Raw genomic sequence first — 12,353 nt, forward strand, 5'->3', positions numbered from 1 at the left:
ATTCGAAATTTGCAACAACCGCTATCGGGCAGGCGATCACCTCACGCCGCGCACAGCCCTCCGACCTGCTATTCGTGGGAGATTGGGGCGTTCGCGTTCGGCCCCATGTGGCGCATTGCTATAGATCGGGCTTCGAAATTGCCTCCCGGGCCCTCAAGGGAGCCCGGGAGGCATGACGCACCGGCCGCTGCGGTCAGGGGTGGACGGTCGGGGCGTTTGGCGGGGTTTCCTGTGGTGCGGGCGTTTCCTGCTCGGTGACCGGTCGCTTCGTCCTCATCAGCTTCAGGACGAAGACGAAGAAGGCCGGGACGAAGAAGATGGCGAGCACCGTGGCTGATATCATGCCGCCCAGCACGCCGGTGCCGATGGCGTTCTGGCTCGCCGCGCTCGGGCCGGTCGCGATCGCCAGCGGCACGACGCCGAGGGTGAAGGCGAGTGAGGTCATGATGATCGGGCGGAAGCGGACGCGGGCGGCTTCTATCGCCGAATCCAGCAGGGATTTGCCTTCGGCGTAATAATCCTTGGCGAATTCGACGATCAGGATGGCGTTCTTGGCGGATAGGCCGATGATCGCAATGAGGCCCACCTTGAAGTAGATGTCGTTGGGCATATCGCGCAGCATCACCGCCGCGACCGCGCCGATAACGCCGAGGGGCACGACCAGCATGACCGAAAGCGGGATCGACCAGCTTTCGTAGAGACCTGCCAGAAGCAGGAAGACGAAGAGGATCGACAGGCTGAAGAGGATCGGCGCCTGGCTGCCGGAGGTGATTTCTTCCGCCGACTGGCCGGACCATTCGAAGCCGAAACCTTCCGGCAGTTGCGAGGCCAGACGCTCCATTTCGGCGATCGCCGCACCCGAGGACTGGCCGGGTGCCGGGGCGCCGGAGATACGCACGGTCGGATAGCCGTTATAACCGACGATCTGCGGCGCGCCCTTCTGCCATTGGGCAATGGCGAAGGAGGAGAGCGGCACCATGCCGCCGCTCGCATTGCGCACGTTGATCTTCATCACGTCGTCGATCTGCAGGCGGGCGCGGTCATCCGCCTGGACGATGACGCGCTGCATGCGGCCGGTATTCGGATAGTCGTTGATATAGGACGAGCCGAGATTGGCGGTGATGGCGTTGTTGATATCGGCGAAGGAGATGCCGAAGGTGTTGGCCTTTTCGCGGTCGATCACCATCAGCACCTGGGCTGCGTCCGGCATGCCTTCGACGCGCATGCCCGTCAGGACAGGGCTCTTGCCCGCCATCTGCATCAGCTGGCCGGCCGCCTCGACAAGTGCGGTCTGGCCCTTGCCGCCGCGGTCCTGCAGGCGGAAGGAGAAGCCGCCGGTGGCGCCGAAGCCTTCGATCGGCGGCGGCGAGAGCGCGAATGTGGTGGCGTCCTTCAGGGCGAAGAGCTGGCCGTTCACGCGGTTGGCGATTTCCTGCACGGTATTGCCGGGGCCGCGGTCCGCCCAGTCCTTCAGCGTCACGAAGGCAAGTGCTGCATTGGCGCCGTTGCCCGAGAAGGAGAAGCCCTGGATCGCGACGATATTTTCGACGGCGGATTCGGTGCGGAAGATCTTTTCCACCTGCTTGATGGATTCGATCGTGCGGTTGGCGCTCGCTTCCGGCGGGCCCTGGATATCGACGATCATGAAGCCCTGGTCTTCATCCGGCACGAAGGCGGTCGGCAGGTTGATGAAGAGATAGCCGAGGCCGACGACGAGGGCGAGATAGACGATCATCATGCGCCCGGCGCGGCGCGCCATGCCGGTGACGGTTGTCGAGTAGCCCGCGGTGATGCGCTCGAAATTGCGGTTGAACCAGCCGCCGATGCCGCGTTTGCCATGATGGCCCTGCTTGATCGGCTTCAGGAAGGTGGCGCAAAGGGCCGGCGTCAGCGACAGCGCCAGGAAGGCCGAAAACAGGATCGAGACGACCATGGTCAGCGAGAACTGGCGGTAGATGATGCCGGTCGAGCCGGGGAAGAAGGCCATGGGAATGAAGACGCAGGAGAGAACCAGCGTGATGCCGAGGATGGCGCCGGTGATCTGGCCCATCGCCTTCTGGGCGGCCGCCTTGGGTGAGAGCCCTTCCTCGGCCATGATGCGCTCGACATTTTCGACGACGACGATCGCGTCATCGACGAGAATGCCGATCGCCAGGACCATGGCGAACATGGTGAGCACGTTGATCGAAAATCCCGTCGCATACATGACCGCGCAGGTGCCGAGCAGCGCAACCGGCACGACGAGCGTCGGGATCACCGTGTAGCGGAAATTCTGCAGGAAGATGAACATGACCACGAAGACGAGGGCAACAGCCTCGATCAGCGTGTGGATGACCTTCTCGATCGAAGCCGAGACGAAGGGGCTGGTATCGTAGGGAACGGAATATTCGATACCCGACGGGAAGAAGCGCGAGAGCTCCTTCATCTTCGCGTTGACGGCGTTGGAGACGGCAACCGCATTGCCCGTCGACGAGAGCTGGATGGCGATCGCCGCACTCGGCTGGCCGTTCAGGCGGCTGGTGAAATTGTAGGATTCCGCACCCTGTTCGACGCGGGCGACATCCTTCAGGCGCACGGTGGAGCCATCGGGATTGGCGCGCAGGATGATCTCGCCGAATTGCTGCGGGGTCTGCAGCTGGCCCTGCACGAGAACGGTTGCCGTCAGGTCCTGGGTGACCGGGTTCGGCGCGGCACCGATCTGGCCGGCGGCGACCTGGGCGTTCTGGGCGGTGATGGCGTTGTTGATGTCGTCGGTCGTGAGATTAAGGCCGACCATCTTGTCCGGATCGATCCAGACGCGGAGCGCCCGCTGGGCGGCAAAGAGCTGGGCGCGGCCGACGCCATCGATGCGGCGCAGCTCGCCGATGATGTTGCGGGTGATGTAGTCGCCGAGCGCCACTTCATCGCGGGTGCCGTCCGTCGAGGTCAGCGCGATGAACATCAGGAAGCCCGAGCTTGCCTCTTCCACGTTGATGCCCTGCGAACGCACGGTCGCGGGCAGACGGGCTTCGACGCGGCGGATGGCGTTCTGCACGTCGACCGAGGCCTGGTCGATATCGGTGCCGGCACGGAAGGTGGCGTTGATGCTGACCGAGCCGGAATTGTCCGAGGTCGATTCGAAATACATCAGGCCTTCGACACCGTTCAGCTCATCTTCGATCTGGCGGGTGACGCCCTGATAGATTTCCTGCGGTGAGGCACCTGGATAGGAGGTGGAGATCGAAAGCTGCGGCGGAGCGACCTTCGGATATTGCGAGACCGGCAGGAAGGGAATTGCGATGATGCCGGCAATCGAAATGAACAATGCGAAAACCCAGGCCAGGATCGGCCTGCGGATGAAGAATTGTGCCATGAGCTCTTACTCCGCCGTCTTTGCCGGAGCAGGGGCACTCGCGGAAGCATCCGCTGGTGCGGCGGAAGTGTCCGCCGGGGCGTCCGGCTTCCAGGGTTCGGGCGCGACAGTCGCGCCGGGCTGCACTTTCTGCACGCCATCGGCAATCACGGTTTCGCCGGCCTTCAGGCCTGTCTCGACGACCCATTCGGAGCCGAGAACCTGGCCGAGCGTGACCGGCCGAAGCTCGGCCTTGTTGCCTTCGGCGAGCACATAGACCTGCGCCTGGCCGGCCTCGTTTCGCGTGACAGCCCGCTGCGGCACGGTCAGCGCATCCTGGCGCACGGCCTGTTCGATACGCACGCGCACATACATGCCGGGCAGGAGATCGCCATGCTTGTTGGGGAATTCGGCGCGCAGTGTCACCTGTCCGGTATTGGGGTCGACATTGGCGCTGGCAAAGAGCAGCCGCCCGGGCTCGGCATAGAGGCTGCCATCGTCGAAGACGAGTTCGACGCGGGCCTCGCCGGGAGCGGTGCTCGCGAGCTTGCCGTCGGCCACCGCGCGCTTGAGGTTCAGGAGATCCTGGGCCGACTGGGTGAAATCGGCATAGACGGGGTCGACTTGCTGGATGAGCGCCAGATTGGAGGTGCCGTCGGCGGTCACGAGCGCGCCCTCAGTCACCAGCGCACCGCCGATGATGCCTGAAATCGGCGCGCGGACTTCGGTGTAATCGAGATTGATCTTGGCTTCGTCGAGGCCGGCTTCGGCGCTTGCCACATCTGCATCGGCCTGGGCGACGGCGACGGCGGCCGTATCGTAATCGATGCCGGTCGCGATATTGCGCTCCTTGAGGTTCTGCTGGCGCTGCAGCTGCAGGCGGGCATTCTGCTGCGTGGCCTTGGCGCGCTGCAATGTGGCTTCAGCAGAGGCAACCCGCACGCGGAAGATGCGCGGATCGATGCGGTAGAGCACGTCGCCCTGCTTGACCAATGTGCCTTGCTCGAAGACGCGCTCCTGCAGGATGCCGGAGACGCGGGCGCGCACTTCCGAAACACGGGTGGCGGCAATGCGGCCTGGCAGCTCGTTGACCACAGGCACGGCATGGGCCTTCAGCTCGACGACGCCGACGGCGGCCGGCGGCATCTGCATGCCCTCCTGCGCCAGCGTCTCGCCAGCGGTGAATGCGAGGAGGGCGGTGGCTGCCATGATCGCCTTCAGGCGCGGCAGTCTGGTCTTGCGCAACATCAGTCTTTTCCCTTTTTGGCCGCCCCCGGGCGGCTTGTTCAGGTCATTTTTCCCAAGCAGTTCCCATCGGAAAGACCGCTCAACGGCATTCCCGGAACCGGTTTGGAGTTTAACTAGGGTCAGCTCTTCGTTTCAGGAGGCTCGCGAAACGTTGTGTAGACGTTACGGATATCCTCGAGCAGCTGCTGGCGCTCGCCACCGCTCCAGCGGTGGAAATCGAAAAGTTCGGTACAATAGAAGCCGGTCAGCGCCAGATAGGCCATCAGGGCTGCTCGCGGCTTCGGCCCGGCGGCCATGGCCGCCAGATCGCTCACCACCCATTTGCGGATGATCTGCTGCAGGTTTTCCTCGCTCGACATGGAGGCGCTGATCGCCATCGCCACGGCGCGGTCGGTATCGTCGAGCGTCTTGTCGGCAGCGGCAATGCGGCCGTAAAGCTCCGGGTGAGGGGTATCCGTCGCGGCGTCAACGCATTCCTGCATATGGGCGACATCTGCCCCGACACGGCGATCGACCAGCGCTTCCAGAAGCGCGCTCTTCGTCTTGTGGTCATAGACGACGCGCGACTTGCTGACGCCGGCTTCCTTTGCGACCGCATCGATCGAAAGCCCGGCCGCGCCAGCGCGCACGACCACGCGCTCTGCAGCATCGAGAATATCGTCAGTGGTGATCTTGCGCGTTCGCGTCACAGATATGGGCCCCGGTTTTCATGGATAAAAATACGAACGTTCGGATTTAAATGCAAGCGCTTTTGTTTTTTTGCCCGGCCGCGCCTGCGATTGCGCCTTTGCCGCCTGGTTGACCACGCGGCCGATCGCGGTGAAATTGCTGCGGAAGCTGGAGAATTCTCCGATCTGTATGTCGGCGCCAATGTCGAGCGGCTGGCCGGCGATGTTGTGGCGAAGGCAAAACTCCGTCACAAGGACCAGGGGCCGCTGTGCCGCCGGTTGAACGACGGGAAGAGTATCAATGACGTTCAGATCGAAAATCCTGGTCCTCGCTGTAGGCCCCCTGATCGTGGTCACGCTCGCCGTCACCATGCTGCTCACCTGGCAGTCGGCCAAGCTTGCGCGCAGCAATTCGGCCGCGTTCGAGGAAGCGATGCTGCGCTCGAAGGAAGGGGAGATCGCCAATCTCGTCGGTGTGGCAATGTCATCCATCCAGTCGACCTACGACGGCGCGGGGGTGGATGACGACGCCGCCAAGGAGCGCGTCGCAGCGATCCTGAATTCGCTCGACTATGGCAAGGACGGATATTTCTTCGTCTACGACTATGCCGGCAACAATGTCGTCCATCCCCGGCAGGCGTTCCGCAACGGCAGGAACTGGATGACGCTGGTGGACCCTGACGGCGACCGGGTCATCCGCGAGCTTGTCGCTGCCGCCAGAAGCGGCGGCGGCTATCACCGCTACAAGTGGCAAAAGCCCTCCACCGAGGCCGTCGCCGACAAGATCTCCTATGTGGTGGCGCTTCCCAAATGGGGCTGGGTGCTGGGTACGGGCGCCTATCTGGACGATGTCGCGGTCCAGACCTCGGCGGCCAACGCGGCGCTGCGCGAGCGCACGCGGCAGAGCTTCATCATCGTCGCGCTATTTGCAGTGCCGGCGGTGGTGATCGTCTTTTCGACCTGTCTCTATCTGACGCTCGACGAGCGCCGGATGGCAGACGGGGCGCTGAAGCAGCTGACGCAGCGCGTGATCGACACGCAGGAATCCGAGCGGGCGAGGCTGGCGCGGGAGCTGCACGACGGCATCTCGCAGGACATGCTCGGCGTACGCTTCGCGATGGAGCTTGCGGGGCGACATGCGGAAACGACGGAGCTGAAAGAGGCGATCGACGAAAGCGTCAAGGGGCTCAATGCCACGATCCGCGAGATCCGCGAAATCTCGCATGACCTGCGGCCGCGCGTCCTTGACGATATGGGGCTGGCTGCCGCCATCAAGAACCTGGCGGAGAAATTCTCGCTGCGCACCGGGCTGACGCTGACGATGGACATGGAGACCTTCGTGGACGATCTCTCGCCCGACGCGCGCACGGCTCTTTTTCGCGTTACCCAGGAGGCGCTGAACAATGTGGAACGGCATTCGAAGGCCACGGCGCTGGAAATCAGGCTATGGAGCGAGAACGGGCGCGCCAGGATGCAGATCGCCGATAACGGCCTCGGCCTGCCGTCCGGCTTCATCAGGCAGAACGAAGGGCTCGGGCTGCAGAACATCCGCGAGCGTGTTGCGCATTTCGGCGGGATGGTGATTATCGGCGGAACCGAAAAAGGCACGAAATTGCAGGTGATGCTGCCGCGATCGGCAGCACGAGCGGACGCTGCGACAAAAGCAGCATGAGATGGCCGCCTGAAGCGGCCGTGTGAAAGGGGCGGAAGAAGATGGCGCCGATCACCGTGTTCCTGGTCGACAACCATCCCGTCGTGGTCGACGGGCTGAGGAAGGTTCTCGACACCTACGACAGCGTCAGCGTCGTTGGCGGCGCAAACGACGTGGCCGAGGCGCTGCCGCTCCTGCGGGCGCTGCGCCCCCGCGTCGTGCTCCTTGATATCAACATGCCGAAGACCAGCGGCATCGACGCCATAACGCTGATCAAGGCCGAGAGCCCGGAAAGCCGTATCGTCATGCTGTCGATGCACGACAGCCGCGAGTATATTTCGTCTTCGATCATGCGCGGTGCTGCGGGCTACGTGCTCAAGGAGGTACCGACGTCAGAGGTCGTGGAGGCGATCGTGACGGTGGCGGGCGGGCAGACCTATTTTTCCAGCGGCGTGAGGGATCTGCTGCTCAACACCGGTCCGCTGCCGACAGGCGAACGCCTGACCCGGCGCGAACACGAGGTGGCGCGGCTGGTGGCTGCCGGCAAGAGCAATCGCGAGATCGGCGACGAGCTCGGAATCAGCGAGGCGACCGTCGAGACGCACCGCAAGCATCTCAAGCGCAAGCTCGGCGTCTCCACGACCGCTGATCTCGTGCGCTTCGTACTGGAGCATCCCGATGCGCTGGCGGAGCTACCCACCAGTGGGTAGTCCGGCGCCAACATCCCCGCCGCGCGTCTTGAGGCGCGTGCGCTGCCTGTTCTAGCAAGGCTTGCGCACAGCGGAGGATCTGTGCCCAGGGGAGAAAAATCCGCCAGCCATACGACCCGCCGCGGCTTTGTCGCGGGGTCGGCCCAAGATCTTTCTCCGTCTGGCCGGGCAGGCGCCCGGGCGCTCAGGACGAGAGGATATCATCGTGAATCAGAAATCGACCGGGAAGGCGGCGCTCTGGCTGCTGCTCATTCCCTATATCGGCCTCCTTTGGGTGCCGTTCTACAATTTCCGCGAGCCGGAACTCTTCGGCTTCCCCTTCTTCTACTGGTATCAGCTGCTCTGGGTGCCGATCACCGCAGCCCTGATCTGGGTCGCCTACAGGAGCACGCGCGATGGGGAGTGACATCAACGTAACGGCGCTCTCCGTCTTCATCTTCTTCTTCGTCCTGGTCACGATCATGGGCTTCGTCGCCGCCCGCTGGCGCAAGCCCGAAACGCTTGCCCATATCGACGAATGGGGTCTCGGCGGCCGCTCGTTCGGCACCTGGATCACCTGGTTCCTCGTCGGCGGCGATTTCTACACCGCCTACACGGTCATCGCCGTGCCGGCGCTCGTCTATACGGTCGGCGCCTACGGTTTCTTCGCGCTGCCCTATACGATCATCGTCTATCCCTTCGTCTTCATGGTCATGCCGGTGCTGTGGAAGCGGGCGAAGGAGTTCGGCTATGTCACCGCTGCCGACGTCGTGCACGGCCAGTACGGTTCACGCGGGCTGGAACTGGCGGTCGCCGCCACCGGCGTCATCGCCACCATGCCCTATATCGCCCTGCAGCTCGTCGGCATGACGGCAGTGCTCAAGGCGCTCGGCCTGCATGGCGAACTGCCGCTCGCCATCGCCTTCATCGTGCTGGCGCTCTACACCTATTCCGCAGGCCTCCGTGCACCGGCGCTGATCGCCTTCGTCAAGGACATCATGATCTATATCGTGGTGATTGCCGCCGTGGCACTGATCCCCTCGAAGCTCGGCGGCTACGCCAATGTCTTCAATGCCGCCGATGCCGCCTTCCAGGCCAAGGGCTCGGGAAGCCTGCTGCTCGCCTCCAACCAGTATGTCGCCTATGCGACGCTGGCGCTGGGCTCGGCTCTCGCCGCCTTCATGTATCCGCATACGCTGACCGGTATCTTCGCCTCCAACAGCGGCAACACGATCCGAAAGAATGCGGTGCTGCTGCCGGCCTACACGCTGCTGCTCGGCCTGCTGGCGCTGCTCGGCTACATGGGCCATGCCGCGCATCTGCAGCTGGACAGCGCCAACGACGTCGTTCCCGCGCTGTTCAAGACCCTGTTCTCCAGCTGGTTTGCAGGCTTTTCCTTCGCGGCCATCGCCATCGGCGCGCTGGTGCCGGCTGCGGTCATGAGCATCGGTGCGGCCAATCTCTTCACCCGCAATTTCTGGAAGGCTTACGTCGATCCCGCCGTGTCTCCGGCGGGCGAGGCCAAGGTCGCGAAGATCACCTCGCTCATCGTCAAGATCGGTGCGCTGCTCGTGATCCTCTTCCTGCCGACACAGTTTGCCCTCGACCTGCAATTGCTTGGCGGCATCTGGATCCTGCAGACGCTGCCGGCCCTGGTCTTTGGCCTCTATACCGGCTGGTTCCGCGCACCCGGCCTGCTCGCCGGCTGGTTCGTCGGCTTCTTCGGCGGCACCTACCTCGTCTGGGACGCGGGCTGGAAGCCGCTGCACGCAGTGACCATCGGCGGCGCGAGCTTCACCGTCTATACCGGGCTTCTGGCCCTTGCGGCGAACATTGTCGTCGCGGCGGTTCTGAGCGCGGCGCTGGCGAAGTCCACACGGCCTCAGACCCAGCAATGATCCTGACCGGTGGCGACCGCGAGGTCGCCGCCAACGCCCGGCCGCCCCGCTTGAGGGCGGCTGGACAGTCCCGATACGGGGGGGCATCCGCGCTCACTCCGCCTGTAAGATCCGCGCCTCCACCGGCTGCTCGAAGCCCTTCAGCGAGAGCATCCGCGCCTCGCTGCCGGTCATGAGCGCCGGCGCCTGACGGGCCGCTTCGGCCGAGACCACGATCTCGCCCGGCTGTGCCTGCGATTCCAGTCTTGCCGCCTGGTTGACCACGCCGCCGATCGCGGTGAAATCGCTGTGGAAGCTTGAGAATTCGCCGATCTGGACATCGCCCGTATGGATGCCGACGCCGATGCCGAGCGGCTCGCTCACTTCGATGCCGGCCAGCGCTTCGCCGCAGAGGCGCTGGATATCCCTGCCGGCCCGGATTGCAGCTGCGGCATGATCTTCGCGCTTGATGGGAAAGTTGAATATCGCCATCAGCCCATCGCCCATCTGCTTGTTGACGATGCCGTCGTTTGCCCAGATCGCCTCGGCTGCTCGGGTCTGGAACAGGCTGACGATCTGGCTGAGTTCGACGGCGCCGATGCGTTCCGACAGGCCGGTATAGCCCCTGATATCGGCAAACAGGATCGTCGCGCCCGAGGTGATGTGGCGCTGCTTCTTCACATATTGGAAGGAGCGCTCGCAGATCGTGCAGATATCGGGATTCATCTTGCTTCTGGTGATGCCGAAGGCGCGCAGCGGCAGCGAGAGCGGGCCACCGATCGGGATCGGCATATGCATCTGGTCCCAGCAGCCGCGGCAGATGCCGGCGCTGCCGGGTTTTGCATGATGTCCTGTGATGGTTGCTGTCGTCATGCCTGCCGTTACTCCCGTGTTGTGGCAGCTTCCGCCAGTCCGGCGCATTTGGCAACAGCGTGTGTCCGGGCGCTAGGAGACCGGCAGGATATTTTGCGCGTCGGCCTGATGGAGCCGCTTTTCGGCGAGTTCGATGAAGGCGCGGACCAGCGGCGAGAGGTGCTTGCTGCTGGGATAGACGACATGCAATCCGCCCGACGCCGTCCTATAGCCGTCGAGCACCCGCTGCAGACGCCCGTCGGCGATGCAGCCGAAGGCGACGCCGTAGGGCAGCTGCGCGATGCCGTAGCCGGCGACGGCGGCTTCCTTGACCGCCTGCATTTCATTGGCGGCGAAGCGCCCCGATACCGAAACCGCTTCCTGTCCGTGCGGTCCTTCCAGCAGCCATTGGACATGGCTGGCCGATGGCCCGGCGATGACGCAGTCATGGGCCGCGAGATCGGCCGGCGTCGCCGGTATGCCTGAACGGGCGAGATAGGCGGGGCTGGCGCAGAGCAGGCGGTAGGTGGTGCCGAGCCGCCGGGCAATCAGCGTGGAATCTTCGAGCTGTCCGGTGCGGAAGGCGAGGTCTATGCCGTTGTCGATCAGGTTCAGCCGCTCGTCGGTCAGGCGCAGCTCGACGCTCGCCTTGGCATAGGTCGCCAGAAAATCGAAGATCGCCTCCTGCAGGAAGTGGCTGCTGAAGCCGACCGGCGCCGATATGCGGATCGTGCCCGCAGGCTCGGCGCGCGCTTCGGCCAGCCGCAGGTTGGCATCCTCGATCCGCCGCAGCGCCTGGCTGCTTTCCTCGTAATAGAGCCGCCCTGCATCGGTCATGTTGAGGCTGCGGGTCGTGCGCTGCAAAAGCCGCACGCCAAGCTCGCGCTCCAGGGCGGCGATGCGGCGGCTCACGGTGGTCTTGGGCATGCCTAGCAGCCGGGCGGCAGCCGTGAAGCTGCCGGTCTCGATGACGCGGGCAAAGATCGCTATGTCGTTGAGATCGATCATTGGTGCTTGTGATGGGACGATGTTTTGCAGTTGTAGGCCATTATGGCTCAATGCGACAATGCCTAACTTTGCTTCATCAGCAACGACAGGTGGGAACACGGGTCCCGCCGCGATCAAGGAGCAAGCGATGAGCAATATCAGAACCATTCTCGTATCGGGTGCGACCGGCCAGCAGGGCGGCGCCGTCGCCCGCGCGCTCGCTGCACGCGGCCACCGCGTCAAGGGCCTGACCCGCAGGCCTGACAGCGATGCCGCCCGGCAGCTGGCCGCGACAGGCGTCGAAGTGGTCGCCGGAAATCTCGATGACAAGGCTTCGGTCGTGCAGGCGGCAAAGCGCGTCGATACGATGTACCTGATGGGCAACAGCTATGAGGCAGGCATCGAAGCGGAAACGCGCCAGGGTATCATTGCCGCCGATGCGGCGAGGGAGGCCGGTATCGGCCATCTCATTTACGGCTCGGTCGGCGATGCCGACAGGAAGACCGGCATTCCGCATTTCGACAGCAAATATCTGGTCGAGCAGCATGTGGCCGGGCTCGGCATTCCCTATACGATCTCGGCTCCGGTCGCCTTCATGGAAAATACCGTGGCGCCCTGGTCGATCGGCGGCCTGAAACAGGGCGTCTATGCCGCAGCCCTGCCGCCAGCCCGCAAGCTGCAGCAGATCGCCATCGACGATATCGGTCATTTCGTCGCCACCCTTGCCGAACGCCGCGAACAGGTCTTCGGAAAACGGTTCGATATTGCCGGTGACGAACTCTCCGGCGAGGAGCAGGCGAAGGTTCTGACCGAGGCAATCGGCCGGCCGATCCGCTTCCAGGAACTGCCGATTGCGGCCATGCGCCAGCAGAGCGAAGATGCGGCGCTGATGTTCGAATGGTTCGACCGCACGGGCTATTCCGCCGATATCGCGGGCTTGCGCCGGGATTTCCCCGAGGTCGGCTGGCACAGCTATGCCGCCTGGGCGAAGGGCTTTGACTGGAGTGTTCTCGACGGGAAATGATCTGCAGGCGACGATACCCCGCGAAG

General features: G+C 63.9%; 10 protein-coding genes and 1 pseudogene. 5 read left to right on the forward strand and 6 right to left on the reverse strand.

What is annotated here, in order from left to right:
* Window positions 1-193: 193 nt before the first annotated feature.
* The 4 genes and pseudogenes from FHX06_RS07135 to FHX06_RS07150 all read right to left on the reverse strand — a co-directional run.
* Window positions 194-3,352, reverse strand: coding sequence for an efflux RND transporter permease subunit (locus FHX06_RS07135; RefSeq protein WP_183878718.1), 3,159 nt, complete (start codon window positions 3,350-3,352; stop codon window positions 194-196).
* Window positions 3,353-3,358: 6 nt separating this feature from the next.
* Window positions 3,359-4,579 carry an efflux RND transporter periplasmic adaptor subunit gene (locus FHX06_RS07140; protein WP_183878720.1) on the reverse strand — a complete coding sequence of 407 codons (1,221 nt, stop codon included), beginning with the start codon at window positions 4,577-4,579 and terminating at the stop codon, window positions 3,359-3,361.
* Window positions 4,580-4,698: 119 nt separating this feature from the next.
* Window positions 4,699-5,268: a TetR/AcrR family transcriptional regulator gene (locus FHX06_RS36175; RefSeq protein WP_112545990.1), complete on the reverse strand. Its 570-nt coding sequence runs from the start codon at window positions 5,266-5,268 to the stop codon at window positions 4,699-4,701.
* 69 nt (window positions 5,269-5,337) lie between these two features.
* A pseudogene (locus tag FHX06_RS07150) lies at window positions 5,338-5,439 on the reverse strand (adenylate/guanylate cyclase domain-containing protein); the annotation flags it as partial.
* A gap of 109 nt (window positions 5,440-5,548) precedes the next feature.
* Here FHX06_RS07150 and FHX06_RS07155 point away from each other — a divergent pair.
* The 4 genes from FHX06_RS07155 to mctP all read left to right on the forward strand — a co-directional run bounded on the left by FHX06_RS07155 (window position 5,549) and on the right by mctP (window position 9,485).
* Window positions 5,549-6,919, forward strand: a complete 1,371-nt coding sequence (locus FHX06_RS07155) for a cache domain-containing protein (protein WP_183878722.1) — start codon at window positions 5,549-5,551, stop codon at window positions 6,917-6,919.
* 41 nt (window positions 6,920-6,960) lie between these two features.
* The gene (locus FHX06_RS07160) at window positions 6,961-7,608 is read left to right on the forward strand and encodes a response regulator (protein ID WP_113211492.1); all 648 of its coding nucleotides are present in this window, start codon (window positions 6,961-6,963) and stop codon (window positions 7,606-7,608) included.
* Window positions 7,609-7,813: 205 nt separating this feature from the next.
* On the forward strand, window positions 7,814-8,014 hold the full coding sequence (locus FHX06_RS07165; RefSeq protein WP_112546004.1) for a DUF3311 domain-containing protein: 201 nt from the start codon (window positions 7,814-7,816) through the stop codon (window positions 8,012-8,014).
* A complete protein-coding gene (mctP, locus tag FHX06_RS07170; protein WP_112545987.1) occupies window positions 8,004-9,485 on the forward strand; it encodes a monocarboxylate uptake permease MctP in 1,482 nt (493 codons plus the stop codon). Before FHX06_RS07165 ends, mctP begins: the two co-directional genes overlap by 11 nt.
* A gap of 93 nt (window positions 9,486-9,578) precedes the next feature.
* On the opposite strand, the gene FHX06_RS07175 is transcribed toward mctP, so the two are convergent.
* On the reverse strand, window positions 9,579-10,337 hold the full coding sequence (locus tag FHX06_RS07175; protein ID WP_183878724.1) for an adenylate/guanylate cyclase domain-containing protein: 759 nt from the start codon (window positions 10,335-10,337) through the stop codon (window positions 9,579-9,581).
* Window positions 10,338-10,409: 72 nt separating this feature from the next.
* Entirely contained in the window at window positions 10,410-11,324 is a 915-nt protein-coding gene (locus FHX06_RS07180; RefSeq protein ID WP_183878726.1) for a LysR family transcriptional regulator, read from the reverse strand.
* A gap of 127 nt (window positions 11,325-11,451) precedes the next feature.
* Between FHX06_RS07180 and FHX06_RS07185 the strand changes: the two genes are divergently transcribed.
* Complete coding sequence (locus FHX06_RS07185; protein ID WP_183878728.1) at window positions 11,452-12,327, forward strand: NmrA/HSCARG family protein; 876 nt, start codon at window positions 11,452-11,454, stop codon at window positions 12,325-12,327.
* The last annotated feature ends 26 nt before the right edge of the window (window positions 12,328-12,353 follow it).

The organism is Rhizobium sp. BK512, from assembly GCF_014194915.1.
Taxonomy (GTDB): Bacteria; Pseudomonadota; Alphaproteobacteria; order Rhizobiales; family Rhizobiaceae; genus Rhizobium.